Raw genomic sequence first — 18,405 nt, forward strand, 5'->3', positions numbered from 1 at the left:
TGACGACACGCTCAGGTTGCCGGTGGGTTCGAGCCGCCGTGACGATCGCGCTGGTCGGAGCGCCGCTCGCGGTGTCCGCGGCGCCGGCGGCGGCCGCCCCTCCGGCCATCCGCATCGAAAGCGTGTCGTCGGAGAGCGTGCGGTCCGGTGGGTCGGTGCGCGTCCGGTTCCGGGCCACGAACAACAACCGCGCGACGGAGAAGGTCTTCGTAGCTGTCTCCGGCGGCCTCCGATGCACGGCCGGATGCTCCGCGGCCGAGGACATCGGCCCCGGCCGGAGCGAGACCTTCGAGGCCACGGTCGTCGCACCCCAGGTGCGCGCGGGCGAGGAGACCGGCCTCAATCTCGCGGTCAGCGTGCGGATCGGCCGGGAGACGGCCTTCGACCACCAGATGATTCTGGTACGCGGCTCGAAGCAGCCGCCATCCGCGGAGAGCCGGGTCTCCGGCCGGGTCCGCGACGCCGCCGGTAAGGCGATCAGGGGCGCGACCGTGGCGGTGCGGGACAGCGCCGGGAACGACTACCAGGCGACCAGCGACCGTGGTGGCAGGTTCTCGATCAGGTCGGTGACGGCCGGCCTCATCACGGTCGTCGCGGGCAAGGACGGCTACCGCCCCGCTCGCGCGACCGTGCAGGGCGCCGCCGGCCGGGCCGCGACCGTGCGGCTGACGCTGACCGCCGAGACCGCGCCGTCCCAGGCGCCGCCCTCGGTCGTGGCGAGCCCGGTGGTGGAGGCCGACGAGCCCGCCCCGGAGGAAAGTGTCGCCGTGGCGGCGCCGCCGGCCACCACCCCGGCCGCCGGCGACGGAGGCAACGGCACGCTGCTGTTCACCATCCTGGGCGGGCTGCTGGTCGCCGCCGGCCTGGGCGCCCTCGCGCTGCTGCTGATCCGCCGGAGAAACACGCCGGCCGCAGTGGCCGCGACGGAAATCAGATCCGGCCGAGATCTACGTCGATGACGAAGGGCGCCGTCACCTTCACGACGCCGGTGAAGATCTCGCTGTCGCGGTAGCGCCCGGTCGCCGGGTCGAGCAGGTAGGTGTAGACGAGACTCAAGATACCGCGGTGTCGTCCGGTCACGGACGGTGTCGGATACCACCGTCGTGGTAGCCGCGGCGTCCGGTGTCTTACCGCGCCCGGACGACGTGGGCGCGGTCGCGGTCCCGTACGGTCACCGGCATGGCCCCGTTCCCGACCTGGCCGCCGCGAGCCCGGGCAACCGCGGCGCGCCACCCCCGGGAGGTGGACGCGCTGCTGGGGGCGCTCGTCGGCGGGTTGTCCCTGCTGTCGGTGCTGGCGGGTCCCCGGGGCATCCCGGGTCGCAGCCTGACGGCGCGGGACTTCCTGATCGCCGCGGCCGCGGCCCTGCTGATCACCTGGCGGCGCCGATGGCCGGTGCCGGTCCTGCTGATCGCCGCCGGTGGTGCGGCATGGGCGGTCGCCACGGTCGGCGAGATCTACGTTCTGACGGCGGTGTCGGTGATCTGCGCGTACACCGTGGCCTTGCACCGGAGGCGGACCACCGCCTGGGTCTCGGGTGTGGCCGCCGCGCTGGTCGTCTATCTCGCCGCGGTGATCTTCAGCGGGCAGGGCTGGGACTCCTCGGAGAGCCTCGAGGACCTGGGCTGGATGGGGATGGCGGTGGCGGTCGGCGATTCGGTGCGGACCCGGCGGGCGTACGTGACGGCGGTCGAGGAGCGTGCCGCGCGCGCCGAGCAGAGCCGCGACGAGGAGGCCCGGCGCCGCGTGGCGGAGGAGCGGCTGCGGATCGCCCGCGAACTGCACGACATCGTGGCGCACCACATCGCCCTGATCAACGTCCAGGCCGAGGTGGCGGCTCATCTCCTGCGGCCGGAGCCGGAACGGGCCGAGGAGGCCCTGACACACATCCGCCAGGCCGTCCGGACCGTGCTCGAGGAGCTCGCCGCCGTGCTCACCGTGCTGCGCCGCGGCGACGTTCCGGAGGCCTCCACCGAACCGGCGCCCGGCCTGAACCGGCTCGCCGGGCTGCTCGACTCCGTGGCGGCGGCCGGCCTGCAGGTCGCTCACCAGCAGGACGGTGACGCGAGACCGCTGCCGCCCTCCGTCGACCTCGCCGCCTACCGCATCGTCCAGGAATCGCTGACCAACGCCCGCAAGCATGGCGGCGACCCCACCGCCCGGGTCCGGCTCGGCTATCACCCGAACGGGCTCACTATCATCGTCGAGAACCGCGCCGGCTCCGCGGCCGAGAGCTCCGGCACCGGGCACGGCCTGACCGGCATGCGGGAGCGGGCCGCGTCCGTGGGCGGAACCCTCGACGCCGGACGCGACGGGAGCGGCCGGTTCACCGTGAGCGCCTTCCTGCCCGCACCGATCGACCAGGGGGTGTCGACATGACCGGCCGGATCCGGGTGTTGCTCGCCGACGACCAGGCGCTCATCCGCGCCGGGTTCCGCGTGCTCATCGAATCCGCACCCGACCTGGAGGTCGTCGGAGAGGCCGCGGACGGCCGGGCAGCGGTCGCGCTCGCTCGCAGCGCCCGCGCCGACGTGATCCTGATGGACATCCGGATGCCGGAGCTCGACGGCATCGAGGCGACCCGCATGATCACGGCCGACGAGAACCTGGCCGGCGTGCGCGTGCTGATCCTGACCACCTTCGAGCTCGACGAGAACGTGCTGCGGGCGATACGCGCCGGCGCCAGCGGCTTCCTCAGCAAGAGCGTCAACCGGGCCGACCTGCTCGAGGCCGTCCGGATCGTCGCCGGTGGGGAGGCGCTGCTGTCCCCCCGGGCCACCCAGAGCCTGATCACCCGGTTCCTCGACCTGCCCGAACCGATGCCGCGGCCCGCCCCCGCCGCGCTCGACGTGCTGACCGACCGCGAGCGCGAGACGCTCGCCCTGGTCGGCGCCGGCCTCTCGAACGACGACATCGCCGAGCGGCTCTTCGTCTCGCCGCTCACCGCGAAGACCCACGTCAACCGGGCCATGACCAAGCTCGGCGTACGCGACCGGGCGCAACTGGTCGTCATCGCGTACCAGACCGGGCTGGTCCGCCCCGGCGAGATGCCACCGGCACGCAGGGGTGAACCGCCGGGCGCCGAGGTGTAGCGTGCTGGCCTGCCGGTCGGAAAGCAGGGCTGCCGCGAGCAAAGGGTCGATGGATCGACGTGTTGGGTGACGACGACTTCGCCAGGGCGTTGAGCGGTGCGATCGCCGGGGACGAGGCCGGATTCGCCGTCCTGTGGCGCGGGCTTCAGCCTGCCGTGCTGCGTTATCTGCGGGTGGTGGTCGGCGACGCCGCCGAGGACGTCGCCTCCGAGACCTGGCTGCAGGCCGCCCGCGACCTGCATCGCTTCGACGGTGACCCGCCGGCGTTCCGGGGCTGGCTGTTCCGGATCGCGCGGCACCGGGCGATCGACGACCGCCGGCGGGTGACCCGGCGTCCGGAGGAGCCGGCTCCCTCGATCGACGACCGGGGGCTGGAAGCGCGAGACGCGGCCGCCGAGGCGTCGGAGCGGTCCGGCACCGCCTGGGCTCTCGATCTCATCGCGCGCCTGCCGCGCGACCAGGCCGAGGCCGTGATGTTGCGGGTCGTGGCCGGACTGGACGTCGCTGCCACCGCCGAGGTGCTCGGCAAGCGGCCCGGCGCGGTGCGCGTGGCCACGATGCGTGGCCTGCGGAAACTGGCCGCCATGCCGCAGGTGCAGGCCCGCAACGGGGCCCTGGACCTGGCCCGCGGACTGCCCGGACATCCGGCGCCGGGAGAGGTGTAACGCGATGGACGTCTGGGGCGCTCTTCAGGGTGCGATGCGCAGACGGCGAAATCCTCGGATCAGCTCGGCGGACCTTGATCGGCTTCTGGCCGGTGGCTCTCCGGGTCGCGATCAGCATGGTCTGGCCGCATTGCTCGACGCCGCGACGGCTCCCGCATCCCCCGAGGAGCTGGCCGGCGAACGAGCTGCGGTCACCGCTTTCGTGGCGGCGAATCGCGGTGCCATGCCGACCGGAACGCCGATGAGGAGAAGCCGTGCTCGCATTCCGTCGCTCGCCAGGGCGGCCACGATGAAGGTGGCGGCCGGAGTGGCCGTCCTGGTGGTCGGCGGAACCGCGGTCGCGGCGGAGGCGGGTTCGCTCCCGTCCGCCGCACAGCACCACGCGCACCGCTGGTTCTCCTCGCTGGGCGTGCCGCCACCGGCAGCGCCGTCGACGACGCCCAGCGCACCATCGACCGGCGGCGCACCCACCACGATCCCCCCGTCCCTCACCCCGTCCCCGACCGCGGCCGGCACGACCGCGCCCACGCCGGGCTCGAGCGGTGCCGTCCCGGAGGCTCGGGGGCTGTGCCAGGCCTGGCAGGCCGCCGGCGACAAGCAGCACGGCAAGCCGATGAAGGCGAAGTCCCGGCGCGCGCTCGCCGAGCTGGCCGGCGATGCGTCGAACATCGGAGAGTTCTGCGCTCCCTACGTCGCCGGGTCCTCGTCCTCCCCCGTCCCCACACCGAGTCCCACCACCAGCGCCACCAAACCCGGCAACGGGAATGGAAACGGCAATGGAAACGGCAACGGCAACGGCAACGGCAACGGGAACCAGGGCTCGAAGGGCCCACCCGAATAGCTCACTTCCCCCCGTGATCCCGGTTCGGTGTGGCATCCCAGCCACACCGGACCGGGATCGATTCGGCGCGCCCCGACCAGCTTCGGAAATGAGGCAGAGAACCGTGGTGGAACGACTCGTGGTGGAACGACAACGCGGCGACGACCCGATCTTCGTGGACCGCTCCGGCCGCCGGCGCCGGCTCATCGCGGTCGCCGGTTCCGCGGGCGGCCTCGTGCTGGGCCTGACCCTGCTGGCGTTCGTGGCGGGCTTCACCGGTGTCGGCCCGGCCGCGGTCCCGGGCTGGCCGGACAGCATCGCCGGCATCGCTCAGGGGCCGCGCCCCGAGCCGTCGCCCACCACGTCCTCGGCCCGGCCACAGCCGAGCCCGCCCAGGCCGGCCCGGTCCGGGCGGACGCCCACGCCGAGCACGACGGCTCCCGCGGTCACACCGACACCGACGAGCGCGGAACCCACTCCGACGCCCTCGGCCAGCGTCACACCCACGCCGAAGAACAACGGGCGCAAACCCTCCCGTACGCCGAACCCGCACTCGTCGAAGAAGAGCTGACGCATGGGCAAACGGGTGCTGCGGCGTGAGCCGCGGGCGCACTGGGTGGTGCTGGTCCTGTTCCTGCTCGTCGTCCTGGCCGAGCTGTGCCTCAACGGGTACGTCTCGCACGTCGGCGCGGAGGACGGGGATCCGGCGTCGCGCCCCGGCGACTCCGGCGCCGCGCCGGCCGCGGTCACCGGCGGCGCGGCGATCCAGCGCATCGGACCCGGCGCGTCCGTGAGCAGCCGCCGAATGCCGCCGAAGACGATCGCCCTCACCTTCGACGACGGCCCGGACCCGGCCTGGACGCCCCGGATTCTCGACGTCCTCGCCCGGCACCGTGCGCACGCCACGTTCTTCCAGATCGGGTCCCGGGTCAACGAGCATCCGGAGATCGCGCGGCGGGTGCTGGCCGAGGGACACGAGATCGGTTCGCACACGTTCACCCATGTCACGGCCGCGGCCACGCCGACGTGGCGGCTCGCCGCCGAACTGACCCTGACCGACAACGCGATCGCGGCCGCCACCGGCCGGCGTCCGCTGCTGATGCGGCCGCCGTACTCGTCCACGCCGGGCGCGGTGACCGGCGCGGACTTCGCCGCGCTGCGCCAGATCGCCGACCACGGTCATCTCGTCGTGCTCACCGATCTCGACACCGAGGACTGGCGGCGGCCGGGTGCCGCAGCGATCGCCGCGGCCGCCCGGCCCGCGGCTCCGGCCGGTGCGGTGGTGATGATGCACGACTCCGGTGGCGATCGATCCCAGACCGTACGGGCTCTGGATCTCCTCATCCCCCGGCTGCAGGCCGAGGGGTACCGCTTCGTCACCGTCTCCGAGGGGCTCGGCCTGCTCGGCATGCCCGGCGCCGCGGCCTCGCAACGCTGGCGGGGTCACCTGCTGCGGGTCGCTCAGCTCGGCGGCGCGTGGCTCGCCCGGCTGATGACCACGCTGATGGCGATCGCCGTGCTGCTCGCCGGGCTGCGCCTGCTGGTCCAGGTGTTCGGCGCCCGGCTCCACCTGCGCCGCCACCGGCGTCTCAGCCGGGCGCCGCTGCGCTATCTGGGTCCCGTCTCGGTGATCGTTCCGGCGTTCAACGAGGCCGCCAACATCGCCGCCACCGTGCGTTCGCTGGTCAGCAACGACTACCCCGGGCTCGAGGTGATCGTCGTCGACGACGGGTCCACCGACGGGACGGCCGAGATCGTCGACGCTCTGGGCCTGCCCGGCGTCTTCGTCGTCCGCCAGGCCAACGCCGGCAAACCGGCGGCGCTCAACGCGGGCATCCGGTACGCCCGGCACGAGATCCTGGTGCTGGTCGACGGCGACACCGTCTTCGAGCGGGACACCATCGGGCGCCTGGTCCAGCAGCTGAGTGATCCCGGCGTGGGTGCGGTCTCCGGCAACGCGAAGGTCGCCAACCGCACCGGACTGCTGGGCCGCTGGCAGCACCTGGAATATGTGACCGGCTTCAACCTGGACCGCCGCATGTTCGACGTCGGCGGCTGCATGGCGACGGTGCCGGGAGCCATCGGCGCGTTCCGGCGTTCGGCGATCGAGGACGTCGACGGGGTGTCGGCACACACCCTGGCCGAGGACACCGACTTCACCATGGCGGTCATCCGCTCGGGCTGGCGGGTGGTCTACGAGCCGAGGGCGATCGCCTGGACCGAGGCGCCGGCATCGTTGCGCCAGCTGTGGCGGCAGCGGTACCGCTGGTGCTACGGCACGATGCAGGCGATGTGGAAGCACCGCCGCGCGCTGGTGCAACGCGGCGCCGGCGGGCGGCTGGGCCGGCGCGGCCTCACCTATCTGCTGCTCTTCCAGGTGTTACTGCCGCTGAGCGCCCCGATGGTCGACATCTACGGCATCTACGGGTTGATCTTCCTGCCGCCGGCCAAGGTGGCGGCCATCTGGATCGCCTTCACCGCGCTGCAGATGGCCACCGCCGGCTACGCGTTGCACCTCGACGGCGAACGCTACGGACCACTGTGGAGCCTGCCGCTGCAGCAGATCGTCTACCGCCAGCTCATGTATCTGGTGGTCGTGCAGGCCACCGTGATGGCGCTGCTGGGCAGCCGGCTGCGCTGGCACACCATGGTCCGCACCGGCGCCGCCTCGGCCGTGGCCCGCGACACGATCTCGAACCGGCCCATGGAGCGCTTCGATCAGACGGGTCCCCGGACCAACATCAGGGCGACGACGAACTGCACGACGATCCCCTGGAATGTGCCGGAGACCTCGTTCGGCCGGTCGGACCCCGCGGAAGCGCGACGGCCGGCGAACACCCGCTGGCCGGTCAACTGAGCAGCGCCTCGAGCTCGGGCAGCCGGCCGAACAGTTCGGGCAGGCCGCGCACCGCGTCGCGCACGGATTCGTGCGACAGTGCGAGGCCGGGTCCGGTGCGGGGCTCGACGCCGGCCAGGCAGCGCAGGACGTTCCACCTGGTGTGCCCCAGCCAGCCGCCGATCATGAACACGAACCAGCTCGGGCCCGGCGGCGGCAACGCCGCGCCTCCGGTGACGTAGCCGTCGAGCACCGAGCGGAAGACGGCGGGCTCGATGTCGTCGAAGCCGGGTCCCTTCGCGAGGCTCAGCGCCGTCGAGCCGAGCTCGCCGGACAGGTCGAGCATCCCCGAGAGCTCCCAGTCGAGCAGCACCGGCCGGCCCGCTCGGGCGAGCAGGTTCCACGGTTGGATGTCCCGGTGGGTCAGCACGACGGGGCCCGGTCGCTCGCAGGTGTCGACGAGATCCGCGATGGCGAGGAACGTCCCGACCCGGGCGGCGAGCTCACCGGCCCACGGCTGTCCGGTCGCCGCCGCCCGCTCGGCGAGTTCCGGCCAGTCCCGTGCCGCCGGGTCCTCGATCGAGTCCTGGTTCCACGCGACGTCGAGCGCGTGGATGCGCGCGAGGATCTCGCCGATCTCGAACGCGTACGCGGGCGACACGGGCGCCTCGGGCACCTTCTCGCCCTCGACCCACCGGTGGACGAGCGTGCCGTGGCCGGCCGAGATCGGCTCCGGCATCGGGATGCCCGCGGCGAAGGCCGCCCGCTCGAACCTGAACACGTCCGCGGCGCGGTAGGCCGAGCGGCGATCGAGGAGGTTCAACTCCTTCACCGCGAACGACCCGCGGTCGGTGTCGAGCCGGTACATCCGGTTGGCGAACCCACCGTGGACACGGGTCATCGGACCGGTCGGCGCGCCGAGATGTGACAGGTCCATCCCCCGCAATCTAGGGCCGGCGGTTCCTCGACGCATCCGCCCCCAGCGCGGTGAGTGCGGCCGCGGCGACCAGGCAGGTGACGGCGGTGGCGACGAAGACGCCGATGTAGCCGCCGCCGGCGGCGTGCAGCCCGGCCGCCGCGAGCGGCGCGGCGGCTTTCGCGATGGTGATCGGGACGACCATCATCCCGGCGATGGTGGCGTAGCGGCGCGTGTCGTAGCGCTGGGCGAGCAGGTGCGGTTTGGCGATGGAGGCGACGCCGAAGCCGAGCCCGAAGCCGATCACCGCGATGGTCGCGCCCAGCCGGTCGCGCCCGGCGATCGGCAGCAGGGCCGCGGCGATGCCCTGGATGACGAAGATGGCGGCAACCACTGTCGTGGTCCGGTAGAAGCGCTGCAAACCGGTGGTGACCAAGCGCCCGGTCACGGACAGCACGCCGAACAGCCCGGCGACTGTGGCCGCGAACGTGGCCGAGTGCCCCCAGGCGATGAGTGCTGCGACGAGGTGGACGGTGACCGCGGCGATCGCCGCGGTATGGGCGGTGAAACTCAGCCCCAGCAACCAGAAGCCCCGGTCGGCGAGAACCGCCCGCAACCGGATCGGTGCGCGGTCCGGTCGGTGTTCCGGGGAGAGCGAGGCGTGCGGCGGAGCCCGCAACACGAGCGCGTGCAGCGGAACGGTCAGAACCGCCTGGATCCCGCCGAGGACGAGCAGGGCGGTGCGCCAGCCGTGCTGGTCGACCAGCCAGCCGGTCAGCGGCAGGAAGACGGTGCTGGCGAAGCCCGCGACGACGGTGAGCGCGAGCAGCGCGTTCGGGCGTCGGCGCGGGCTGTGCCAGGCGATGACGACCGCGAAGGCGGCCTCGTAGAGGCTCGCCGCGGCGGCCACCCCGATGCCGGTCTGCACCAGGTAGAGCTGCCACAGGCTGTGCACCTGCGACCAGGCGAAGAGCATGCCGGCTCCGAGGAGGGAGCCGGCGGTCATCAGGGCGCGGCCCCCGCGGTGGTCCAGCCACCTTCCGACGGGTACGGCGAGCGCCGCGGACACCAGGATCGACAGGGTGAACGTGCCGGTGACCGCGGCGGTGGAGGTGTGCAGGTCGGCGGCGATCGGAGTGAGGAACACGGCGAACGCGTAGTAGAGCGTGCCGTAGCCGACGGTCTGGGTGATCGCCAGCGCGGCCACGATCCCCCGGGCCCGGCTCGAGTCGGGCGCGGAGTGGCCGCCGGGCACCCGCCCGGCGGCCACCTGCCCGGTCTCTGCCATGCCTCAGCTGCAGCAGCCGCCGGCCTGCTCGTCCGCGCCGGATGGCACGGTGATCAGGGTCAGGGGCGCGCTGATCAGCCCGCCGGCGATGCCGGTCGCGAGGCCACGGCCGGCCGGCTCGGCCGCGGGTGCGCCGCAGCAGCCGGCGCCCGGGGCGACACTGTCCTGGCCGAGGACCGGGTTGCCGTTGCAGACGCCGGTTTCCGGCAGGTCGAGCTGCACGTCGCGGGCCGCGGTCCAGTCGCCGGCGAGCGCGGCGACCACCGAGCGCGCCTGCTCGTGCCCGGTGGCGATCAGGAACGTCGGCGCCCGGCCGTAGGACTTCACCCCGATCGCGTAGTAGCCGGGCTCCGGGTGGCCGAGCTCGTCGACGCCGTGCGGTGGCACGGTGCCGCAGGAGTGCTCGTTCGGGTCGATCAGCGGTGCCAGCGCCCGGGTCGAGCCCATGATCGGGTCGAGGTCGAGGCGCAGCTCGGCGGTCACGGTGTGGTCGGGCCGGAAACCGGTGGCGGAGACGATCCGGTCGGCCACCAGCTCGCGGGAGCCGTCCGAGACGGTGATCCCGTCCGCGGCCGGGCTGAGGCTCGCCGCGGAGAAGCCGGTGACCAGGGCGATCCGGCCGGTCTCGACGTGTTCGCGCAGCACGGTGCCGAGGGCCCCGCGGGCGGGCAGCGCGTCGCCGGCCTCCCCGCCATAGGTGCGGGCCGGGCTGTCGGCCCGGATCGCCCAGGTGACGGTGGTGCCGGGCGCCTGCTCGGCGAGGTCGGCCAGGGCCAGGACGGTGTTGGCGGCGGAGTGGCCGGCCCCGATGACCAGAACCCGCTGGCCGGCGAACCGGTCGCGGTCCGCGCCCAGCACGTCCGGGAGCGCGTGCTCGAGAGAGGACGCCGCGTCGGTTTCGCCGTGGGCGGGGATGCCGGAGGCGCCGAGCACGTTGGGCGTACCCCAGGTGCCGGAGGCGTCGATGACCGCCCGGCCGAGGATGTCCTGGCCGTCGGCCAGGCGCACCAGGAAGGGTGTGGTGTCGCGGCCGGCCGTGCGCAGCCGATCGAGGCCGAGCCGGGTCACGGCGGCCACCCGGGCGCCGTAGCGGATGTACGCCTTCAGCGCGGGCAGCTCGGCGAGCGGCCGCAGATAGTCGGCGGCCAGCTCGGCGCCGGTGGGCAGCCGGTCGTCGTCGGGCCGCACCCATCCGGCTTCGCCGAGCAGCCGGGCCGCCGCGGGATCGATGTTGAACCGCCACGGCGAGAAGAGGCGGACGTGCCCCCACTCGCGGACCGCGGCCGCGGGGCCGTCGCCGGCTTCCAGGACGGTGAAGTCGAGGCCGCGCTCGGCGAGGTGCGCGGCGGCGGCGAGGCCGATCGGCCCGGCGCCGATGACGACGACCGGCAACTGGTCGAGGTGGGTGCTCACGATGAACTCCTGTCGGAAGTGGGTCGGGGATCGGCGAATCGGCGCGGCAGCGCGGCGGCGTGCCAGGCCGTCGCTACCACGAGGCGGGCGACGGCGGTCAGGGTTCGGGTGTCGACGCGGTCGGCGGTGTCGGCGGGGCTGTGATAGCCGGCCATGCCGACCGCGGCGAGTCCGGCGGCGGCGTAGCGGCGGTTGTCCGACGCGACCGGGCCGGCCGCGACCGACCCCGCCGGCAACGCGGGCGCGAGGATGCGGGCGGCCTCGAGGACGACGGCGACGCCGCCGGCGTCCGGATGAACGGCGATCTCGCGACCGAAGGCGAGGTGGTGCCGGGTGTCGCCGTCGTGCCACGTCACGGGCGGTTTCGCGTACACCTCGGGGGCGGCCGCGCCACCCGCGGAACCCACCCGGCGGCCGGCGAGGGAATCTCCCGCCAGGGTGACGACGGTTGCGGCCATCCGTTCGCCGCTCACCGCGGCGAGGAGGCCGTCGAGGGTGGGCGTCATCAGCAACAGCCCTGGCCGGAGTCGACGGCGTCGGCCTTCGCCGTGCCGCCGCAGCAGGACTGATCCGCGGCCGCCTCCGCCGCCGTGCCGCAACACGGCGAGCCGGCCGCCGCGGGGTCGGGAAGCGGGAGCGCGGACCGCGGCTGGTTGCCGCAGCAGCCCCCGGTTCCGCCGGCCGCGAGAGCCTGGAGGGGATCACCGGAGAAGCCTCCGGCACGCCGGGCGTCGCTCATGACCGTCCTCACTTTCATCTTTATCGAACTCGACGTTTATCGAAACCGAGACTTGCACGTGGTTTCGACATCTGTCAACCTCGAAGCATGTCGAAATCAGCAGCGCTGCCAGCGGCCCCGGACGCCGGCTGCTGCCCCCCGATGGCGCAGGACCGCATCCCCGCCGAGACCGCCGCGGTGCTGGCCCCGGCCTTCAAGGCCCTCGGCGACCCGACCCGGCTGCAGCTCATGTCGATGATCGCCTCGGCGCCCGGCGGCGAGATCTGTGTATGCGACCTCACCCCGGCGTTCGCCATCTCCGGCACGACGATCTCCCACCATCTCAAGGTGCTGCGCGAGGCCGGCCTGGTCGACGCCGAACGCCGCGCCAGCTGGGTCTACTACCGGCCCCGGCCCGGCCTGATGCGGCAGCTCGCCACCCTGCTCGCCGTCGACGAGCCGGCGAGCGCCTGAGCTCTACGACTCGTCCTTGAACAGCGGACTGCGACGTTCGATGAAGATGACGTCGCGCCACCGGTTGCCCTGGGCGAGGTGCCGGCCGACCCGCTCCCGGACACCGACGACACGGAACCCGGCGTCCCGGTGCAGGGCGAGGCTGGCGCGATTCTCCGGGAACACCCCCGATTGCAGGGTCCAGATCCCGCCCGCCTCGGTGGACTCGATCAGCGCGTCGAGCAGGGCACGCCCGACGCCCCGCCCGCGGGCGACCGGATCGACGTAGACCGAGTGCTCGACCACGCCCGCATAGGCGACCCTCGGTGAGACGTGGCTGACGGCCACCCAGCCGAGCACGGTGCCCTGCTCGTCGACGGTGCCCTGCTCGTCGACGGCGACGAGGCGATGCTCGGGCAGCTTGCCGGCGTCGAATGCCGCCCAGGACGGCGCGGTGTCCTCGAAGCTGGCGTTTCCGCCGTCCATGCCGGCCTGATAGATGGCCAGCACCGCGGCCGCGTCGGCCGCCGTCATCGGCCGGATCACGATCCCGGTCATCCGCAGTCCCCGGCGGCGATCGGGGCGGGCCGGCCCATCACGACGTCCGCGGCGGACGGGAAGCACGCGACGCACAGTCGATTGATCCGGTAGTGCCGGGCGTTGCCCACCGCGTCGACGAGCACGAACCGCACCTCGGTCAGGATCTTCAGGTGCTGCGACACGGTGGATTGCGCCAGCCCGGCCGCGGCCACGATCTCTCCGACGCTCATCGGCCGGTCGGCCCGGGCCAGGTATTCCACGATCTGCACCCGGGACGGATCAGCCAGCGCCCGGAACCACGAGGCGTACTCCACCGCGGTGTTCCGATCGAGCAGTTCGCTCATCGCCCACCCCATTATCGTCAATCGCCGATGAGCGATACTATCCGCATTTGACCCCGCAGATTGAGTCAGTAATTATTGAGTCAATGAATGACGATGCTTCTCTGCGAGCTCGGGCTCGGGTGCACGCCGCTCTCGGCGATCCCGCCCGGCTGGCCATCGTCGACGCGCTCAGCCTCGGCGACGCCTCGCCCGGCGAGCTCGGCCAGGCGCTCGGCATGCCGACCAACCTGGTCGCCCATCACCTGAAGGTGCTCCAGCAGGCCGGACTGACCGGGCGCACCCGATCCGAGGGCGACCGCCGCCGCACCTATCTGCGCCTGCGGCCCGAGGCGCTCGCGTCACTCACGCCACCGGCGTTGCAAGCCGCCGACCGGGTCGTCTTCGTGTGCACGCACAACTCGGCCCGCTCGCAGCTCGCCGCCGCGCTCTGGCAGGACCGGATCGGCGGCCCGGTGGACTCCGCCGGCACCGAGCCCGCGCGCCGGGTCCACCCCCGCGCGGTCGAGGTGGCCCACCGGCACGGCCTCGCCCTCGACGCCACCCGCACCGCGCACGTCGCCGAGGTGGTGCACGACGGCGATCTGGTCATCGCCGTCTGCGACAACGCACACGAGGACCTCACCGGCGATGTCCGGCCCCGGCTGCACTGGTCGATCGCCGACCCGGTCCGCGTCGACACCGACGCGGCGTTCGAGCGGGCGTACGCCGACCTGGCCGGCCGCATCGACCGCCTGGCGCCGGCCGTCCGCCCCGCCACCACACCGAGCTGAAGGGAACCCATGCGCCGGACCCCACTGTGGCGACGCCTGCTGGCCGAGTTCGTCGGCACCGCGCTGCTCGTCACCGCCGTCGTCGGCTCCGGCGTCATGGCCACCACGCTGTCACCCGGCGACGTCGGCCTGCAGCTGCTGGAGAACTCGATCGCCACCGCGTTCGCCCTCGGCGCGCTGATCCTGACCTTCGGCCCGGTGTCCGGAGCACATTTCAACCCGGTGGTGTCGGCCGCGGACTGGTTTCTCGGGCGCCGCGCCCGCACCGGCCTGACCGCCGCCGATCTCGGCGGCTACGCGGTGGCACAGATCCTCGGCGCGATCGCGGGCTCGGTGCTGGCGAACCTGATGTTCGACCTGGCCGCGGTGAGCTTCTCCGGCAAGGACCGCAGCGCCGGACACCTGTGGCTCGGCGAAGTCGTCGCGACCGCCGGCCTGCTGCTGCTGATCTTCGCGCTGGCCCGCTCCGGCCGCGCCACGGTGGCCCCGGCGGCCGTCGGGGCCTACATCGGCGCCGCGTACTGGTTCACCAGCAGCACCAGCTTCGCCAACCCGGCGGTCACCGTCGGGCGCGCCTTCACCGACACGTTCGCCGGCATCGCACCGGCCTCCGTGCCCGGCTTCATCGCCGCTCAACTGATCGGGCTGCTGGCCGGCACCGGTCTGCTGCTGGTCCTCTATCCCGCCGTCCGCGCATCCGAAGGAGCAATCCATGAGTGACAAGCCCAGCGTCCTGTTCGTGTGCGTGCACAACGCCGGCCGCTCCCAGATGGCCGCCGGCTGGCTGCGCCACCTCGCCGGCGACCGGGTCGAGGTCCGCTCCGCCGGGTCGGCCCCGGCCGAGACGATCAACCCCGCCGCCGTCGAGGCCATGCGTGAGGTCGGCATCGACATCACCGGCCAAACCCCCAAGATCCTCGAGTACGAGGTCGCGCAGGACTCCGACGTCATCATCACCATGGGCTGCGGCGACGCCTGCCCGATCTTCCCCGGCAAGCGTTACGAGGACTGGAAACTCGACGACCCGGCCGGCCAGGGTGTCGCGGCGGTCCGGCCGATCCGCGACGAGATCAGGTCCCGGGTCGAGCGCCTGCTGGCCGGTCTAGTCTGAGGCGCGACCAGCCCGCTTCCACCACGGAGGTGACAGCGATGCCGATCGGACGGCTGCATCACTTGATCGTCGACTGCCCGGACCCGATGGCCGAGGCCCGCTTCTGGAGCGCCGTTCTCGGCGAGCCGATCACCCACGCCGACGACGACTTCACGGTGGTGTCGGCGAACACCACGACCTCCGGCCTGGCCTTCCAGCGCGCCACCGACCAGACCCCGCCGACCTGGCCCAAGCCCGACGTGCCGCAGCAGATGCACCTCGACGTGATGGTCGACGACCAGAGCGCGGCGAGCGAGGCGGTCCTCGCGCTGGGCGCACGCCCGCTGCCCGGCGACCATGTCTACGCCGACCCGGCCGGCCACCCGTTCTGCCTGATCAGGCGTCCCTCCTGGGCTCCGCCGGTGAACTGAGCCCACCCGGGCTCGGGATCGCTCAGGTCGAAGCAACTCGCGCATTGACGCGATGTCTCCGGCCCTCGTGGAAGGTCTTCCGGCCCGCCTGGACGGGTCCCGTCACCCTGTCGATCAGCGCCGAGGGGCAGGAGGATCGGGTACGACTCGGAGGGCAGACCCATGTGGCGTAACGACATCGTGGTCGGCGTGAACGGCGACCGGACCGGCGGATCGGCAGTGGCGTGGGCGGCGCGGGCGGCGGACCGCCAGGGCGTCGGGCTGCAGATCGTGCACGTGATCGACGCCGACCGGGGAGCCGAACCGGACGGCCGCGCTGCCAGCTGTCTCGACGACGGCCGGACGCTGGCGGACGCGGTCGTCGCACACGCCGTCCAGCGGGCGCGCGCAGTGGCGCCGAACGTCGCGGTGACCGCGGAGACCCGGGTCGGCAAGCTGGTCCCGGAACTGCTCGAGATGAGCGGCCACGCACGGATGGTGGTGGTGGGCACCCGTGGCACCAGCGGCTTCCGCGACGTCCTGGGCCGGTCGGTCTGCTCCCGCCTCGCCTTTGGCGCCGGCTGCCCGGTGGTGATCGTGCGCGGACGCCGGGACACCGCCCCGACGGACGGGCCCGTCGTCGCCGGTGTCGACGACTCCAGCCTGGCCGACGAGGTGCTGGCGACGGCGTTCGACATCGCCGAGGGCGAGGGCAGCACCCTGACCGTGGTGCGGGCCGCTCTGCAGTCGGCAACCGGGACACCGCCGGACATCGAGAGACGGCTGCTGCCGTGGCGGGAGAAGTTCCCCGAGGTCGTGGCCACCGTGCGGCTGTCTCGCGACAGCGCCGCGGCCACGCTGGCCGGGGCTTCGCGGAGCGCGCGCCTGGTCGTCGTCGGCAGCCATGGACGTGGGGTCCTCGATCCGGCGTTCCTGGGTTCGACGGCACACCACCTGCTGCAGCACGCGGACTGCCCGGTGCTGATCGTCCGGCCGGCCCGGCGATGAGGCCGTTCACCAGGTGAACGGCCCCATCTCGGTAGGTGTGTGTCAGGCGATGCCGTAGATGATCCCGGTGCCGAGGATGGCGCTGTCGTCGTAGTCGAACTCCAGATCGTTCACCACGTCGACGACCCCGGGCACCTGACTGACCAGCCGCTCCACGAGGTTCTTCGTGGACAGCCGGTCGACCCGGCCGGTCAGGGTCACGATGCCGGCCGTGACAGCCGCCTCCACCACGCTCGCCTCGCCGCCGGAGTGCGAGTCCAGCACGCCGGACTCGACGTCGGCCCGAATGTCGTCATCCGGGCGCAGGTGCACCTTGAGCAGGTCGGAGCGCGCGACGATGCCGACCAGCCGGCCCAGGTCGTCGACCACCGGCAGCCGCTTGACCTGCTCGCCGTCGAGCAGTCGGGCGGCGGCCGCGATGGAGGTGCCGGCGACAGCCGTCACCGGGGGCGAACTCATCACCTCCGCGGCCGTCCGGCCGGTGGACTTGGCTCGATCGCCACGGCGGCGCCGGCCCTCGAAGAACCGGGGCTCGCTGTCGCCGGCGTACTCGATCTTGCGGAGCAGATCCGCCTCGGACACGACGCCGGTCACCCGACGGAACTCGTCCACCACCGGCACGGCGCTGAATCGGTGCGCCACCAGGAGATCGACCAGCTCGCGATAGGTCGCGGTCCGGGGGACGGTGACCACCGCGGTGGTCATCACGTCGTCCACGCGCCAGTTCTTCATCACGGTTCCTCCCTCAGCTGTCGAGCAGAACGCTAGGCGCGGCCCGGACCGGAGGTGAGGGTCGACCGGCCCTCTTCGGCGGGACCGAGGACCCGGCGGCGCCGAGCGGGCGGCGCCTCGCGCGGCTGGCGTCCGACACCTGTCGCGACGGCATCCGGCCGGTCTGCTCGGGACCTTCGGCCCTGCTCCGGCGCCACCGGGCACAGGCACTGTGAAGGGGACCGAAACCGGAGGTTCCACCATGATCGCGTCATCCGCCGATGCGCGCCGGGACGCGCGCGCCGTCCTCGAATCCGCCGCCCGCGCCTCGCTGCGTGCGCCGTCGGTGTTCAACACCCAGCCGTGGAAGTGGCGCATCAGCGGCACCACCATGAGCCTCGAGGTGGAGCCCGAGCGGCGCCTGCCGGCCACCGATCCGGACGGCCGGCTCCTCCTGATCAGCTGTGGCGGGGCCCTGCATCACGCCCGCGTGGCGCTGACCACCGCGGGGTGGGACGCGGTGGTCGACCGTCTGCCGGACGAGGCCGAACCGGACGTGCTGGCCCGGATCACTCTCGGCGAGGCGACGAAGCCCGCACCCGACGCCGTGCTGATGGCCGACGCGATCCGCCGTCGGCACACTGATCGCCGGGCTTTCGGTGAACGGCCCATCGCCGAGGAGCAGCTGACCGCCCTCCGCCGCGCGGTCGAGGCGGAGGGTGCCTACCTGCACGTCGTGCCGCACGACGACGTGCCGCTGCTGGCCCTGTCCACCGAGCGGGCGGCCGAGGCCGAGTCGCTGGATCCCGCGTACCGCTCGGAACTGACCCGCTGGACCAACCGTCCGGCCTGGACCGGCGACGGTGTTCCGCCCGCCACCGCCGTCGAGGCGGCGCTGCGGCGAGTCCCGGTCCGCGAGTTCGCGCCGCAGGGCGCCGAGGTTTTGCCGGTCGGCGACGGCTACGACCAGGGCGCGGAGTACGTCGTGATCTTCGGAACCGGCGACCAGCCCGTCGACCTGCTCCACGCCGGCGAGGCGCTGTCCGCTCTGCTGTTGCTGGCCACCGCGTACGGGCTCTCGACCGCACCGCTCAGCGAGGCGGTCGAGGCCGCCTGGCCGCGGCAGCTGCTGCGCGGCCTGCTGTCCCAGATCGGTGAGCCCTACGTCGCGGTCCGGCTCGGTTATGTGAGTGGCGGCCCACCGCTGCCCGCCACGCCGCGCCGCACGCCGACGGACGCCATCGTGTTCGGCGACTGACGGGACGGGACGGGGTGCGTGATGTCGGCCGGCCCGGCGCGGAACTGATCGCGGAGACCCACCGTCGGGCGGC

Annotated in this window: 23 protein-coding genes; 14 read left to right on the plus strand and 9 right to left on the minus strand. The window is 73.0% G+C overall.

The genetic code is table 11. The features are described 5' to 3' along the window. The first annotated feature begins 38 nt into the window (after positions 1-38). Positions 39-959 (plus strand): carboxypeptidase-like regulatory domain-containing protein, encoded by a 921-nt coding sequence (locus tag ACZ6TI_RS39635; protein ID WP_465350408.1) that lies wholly within the window; start codon positions 39-41, stop codon positions 957-959. Here ACZ6TI_RS39635 and ACZ6TI_RS39640 read toward each other — a convergent pair. After that, on the minus strand, positions 931-1,056 hold the full coding sequence (locus ACZ6TI_RS39640) for a hypothetical protein (protein ID WP_465350409.1): 126 nt from the start codon (positions 1,054-1,056) through the stop codon (positions 931-933). The genes ACZ6TI_RS39635 and ACZ6TI_RS39640 overlap by 29 nt on opposite strands. Before the next feature lie 123 nt (positions 1,057-1,179). Between ACZ6TI_RS39640 and ACZ6TI_RS39645 the strand changes: the two genes are divergently transcribed. From ACZ6TI_RS39645 to ACZ6TI_RS39670, 6 genes are all read left to right on the plus strand, one after another. Beyond that, a complete protein-coding gene (locus ACZ6TI_RS39645; RefSeq protein WP_465350410.1) occupies positions 1,180-2,379 on the plus strand; it encodes a sensor histidine kinase in 1,200 nt (399 codons plus the stop codon). Next, the gene (locus ACZ6TI_RS39650; protein ID WP_465350411.1) at positions 2,376-3,092 is read left to right on the plus strand and encodes a response regulator transcription factor; all 717 of its coding nucleotides are present in this window, start codon (positions 2,376-2,378) and stop codon (positions 3,090-3,092) included. Before ACZ6TI_RS39645 ends, ACZ6TI_RS39650 begins: the two co-directional genes overlap by 4 nt. 59 nt (positions 3,093-3,151) lie before the next feature. Beyond that, a complete protein-coding gene (locus tag ACZ6TI_RS39655) occupies positions 3,152-3,757 on the plus strand; it encodes an RNA polymerase sigma factor (RefSeq protein WP_465350412.1) in 606 nt (201 codons plus the stop codon). 241 nt (positions 3,758-3,998) lie between these two features. Then, entirely contained in the window at positions 3,999-4,598 is a 600-nt protein-coding gene (locus ACZ6TI_RS39660; protein ID WP_465350413.1) for a hypothetical protein, read from the plus strand. 88 nt (positions 4,599-4,686) lie between these two features. Beyond that, positions 4,687-5,148 carry a hypothetical protein gene (locus ACZ6TI_RS39665; RefSeq protein ID WP_465350414.1) on the plus strand — a complete coding sequence of 154 codons (462 nt, stop codon included), beginning with the start codon at positions 4,687-4,689 and terminating at the stop codon, positions 5,146-5,148. A 3-nt stretch (positions 5,149-5,151) separates the two neighbouring features. Beyond that, positions 5,152-7,434 (plus strand): bifunctional polysaccharide deacetylase/glycosyltransferase family 2 protein, encoded by a 2,283-nt coding sequence (locus tag ACZ6TI_RS39670; RefSeq protein WP_465350415.1) that lies wholly within the window; start codon positions 5,152-5,154, stop codon positions 7,432-7,434. On the opposite strand, the gene ACZ6TI_RS39675 is transcribed toward ACZ6TI_RS39670, so the two are convergent. From ACZ6TI_RS39675 to ACZ6TI_RS39695, 5 genes are read right to left on the minus strand one after another with little or no spacing between them, the layout of a single operon-like run. Beyond that, positions 7,427-8,350: a phosphotransferase family protein gene (locus tag ACZ6TI_RS39675; RefSeq protein WP_465350416.1), complete on the minus strand. Its 924-nt coding sequence runs from the start codon at positions 8,348-8,350 to the stop codon at positions 7,427-7,429. The two genes, ACZ6TI_RS39670 and ACZ6TI_RS39675, sit on opposite strands and share 8 nt — an antisense overlap. Before the next feature lie 10 nt (positions 8,351-8,360). Continuing rightward, positions 8,361-9,617, minus strand: coding sequence for an MFS transporter (locus ACZ6TI_RS39680; RefSeq protein ID WP_465350417.1), 1,257 nt, complete (start codon positions 9,615-9,617; stop codon positions 8,361-8,363). A gap of 3 nt (positions 9,618-9,620) precedes the next feature. Further along, entirely contained in the window at positions 9,621-11,033 is a 1,413-nt protein-coding gene (locus tag ACZ6TI_RS39685; RefSeq protein ID WP_465350442.1) for an FAD-dependent oxidoreductase, read from the minus strand. Then, a complete protein-coding gene (locus ACZ6TI_RS39690) occupies positions 11,027-11,536 on the minus strand; it encodes a hypothetical protein (RefSeq protein WP_465350446.1) in 510 nt (169 codons plus the stop codon). The genes ACZ6TI_RS39685 and ACZ6TI_RS39690 overlap by 7 nt, the downstream gene beginning before the upstream one ends. Continuing rightward, positions 11,536-11,769: a hypothetical protein gene (locus tag ACZ6TI_RS39695; protein WP_465350418.1), complete on the minus strand. Its 234-nt coding sequence runs from the start codon at positions 11,767-11,769 to the stop codon at positions 11,536-11,538. Before ACZ6TI_RS39695 ends, ACZ6TI_RS39690 begins: the two co-directional genes overlap by 1 nt. Before the next feature lie 87 nt (positions 11,770-11,856). Here ACZ6TI_RS39695 and ACZ6TI_RS39700 point away from each other — a divergent pair, with 87 nt between their 5' ends. Next, a complete protein-coding gene (locus ACZ6TI_RS39700; RefSeq protein ID WP_465350419.1) occupies positions 11,857-12,222 on the plus strand; it encodes an ArsR/SmtB family transcription factor in 366 nt (121 codons plus the stop codon). Positions 12,223-12,225: 3 nt separating this feature from the next. Here ACZ6TI_RS39700 and ACZ6TI_RS39705 read toward each other — a convergent pair whose 3' ends face one another. Together ACZ6TI_RS39705 and ACZ6TI_RS39710 are read right to left on the minus strand one after the other, a co-directional pair. Continuing rightward, positions 12,226-12,759 (minus strand): GNAT family N-acetyltransferase, encoded by a 534-nt coding sequence (locus ACZ6TI_RS39705; RefSeq protein ID WP_465350420.1) that lies wholly within the window; start codon positions 12,757-12,759, stop codon positions 12,226-12,228. Continuing rightward, the gene (locus ACZ6TI_RS39710; RefSeq protein WP_465350421.1) at positions 12,756-13,085 is read right to left on the minus strand and encodes an ArsR/SmtB family transcription factor; all 330 of its coding nucleotides are present in this window, start codon (positions 13,083-13,085) and stop codon (positions 12,756-12,758) included. The genes ACZ6TI_RS39705 and ACZ6TI_RS39710 overlap by 4 nt, the downstream gene beginning before the upstream one ends. An 83-nt stretch (positions 13,086-13,168) precedes the next feature. Here ACZ6TI_RS39710 and ACZ6TI_RS39715 point away from each other — a divergent pair, with 83 nt between their 5' ends. From ACZ6TI_RS39715 to ACZ6TI_RS39735, 5 genes are all read left to right on the plus strand, one after another. Next, entirely contained in the window at positions 13,169-13,855 is a 687-nt protein-coding gene (locus ACZ6TI_RS39715; protein ID WP_465350422.1) for an arsenate reductase/protein-tyrosine-phosphatase family protein, read from the plus strand. A 9-nt stretch (positions 13,856-13,864) separates the two neighbouring features. Beyond that, positions 13,865-14,575, plus strand: a complete 711-nt coding sequence (locus ACZ6TI_RS39720; protein WP_465350423.1) for an aquaporin — start codon at positions 13,865-13,867, stop codon at positions 14,573-14,575. Next, the gene (locus ACZ6TI_RS39725) at positions 14,568-14,966 is read left to right on the plus strand and encodes an arsenate reductase ArsC (protein ID WP_465350424.1); all 399 of its coding nucleotides are present in this window, start codon (positions 14,568-14,570) and stop codon (positions 14,964-14,966) included. The genes ACZ6TI_RS39720 and ACZ6TI_RS39725 overlap by 8 nt, the downstream gene beginning before the upstream one ends. Before the next feature lie 38 nt (positions 14,967-15,004). Beyond that, positions 15,005-15,376, plus strand: coding sequence for a VOC family protein (locus ACZ6TI_RS39730; RefSeq protein WP_465350425.1), 372 nt, complete (start codon positions 15,005-15,007; stop codon positions 15,374-15,376). 162 nt (positions 15,377-15,538) lie between these two features. Next, positions 15,539-16,363, plus strand: coding sequence for a universal stress protein (locus tag ACZ6TI_RS39735; protein ID WP_465350426.1), 825 nt, complete (start codon positions 15,539-15,541; stop codon positions 16,361-16,363). A 42-nt stretch (positions 16,364-16,405) separates the two neighbouring features. Here ACZ6TI_RS39735 and ACZ6TI_RS39740 read toward each other — a convergent pair whose 3' ends face one another. Further along, on the minus strand, positions 16,406-17,095 hold the full coding sequence (locus ACZ6TI_RS39740; protein ID WP_465350427.1) for a CBS domain-containing protein: 690 nt from the start codon (positions 17,093-17,095) through the stop codon (positions 16,406-16,408). A gap of 241 nt (positions 17,096-17,336) precedes the next feature. Between ACZ6TI_RS39740 and ACZ6TI_RS39745 the strand changes: the two genes are divergently transcribed. Next, positions 17,337-18,332 carry an Acg family FMN-binding oxidoreductase gene (locus ACZ6TI_RS39745; RefSeq protein ID WP_465350428.1) on the plus strand — a complete coding sequence of 332 codons (996 nt, stop codon included), beginning with the start codon at positions 17,337-17,339 and terminating at the stop codon, positions 18,330-18,332. The last annotated feature ends 73 nt before the right edge of the window (positions 18,333-18,405 follow it).

The organism is Actinoplanes sp. NPDC051388 (assembly GCF_055586225.1).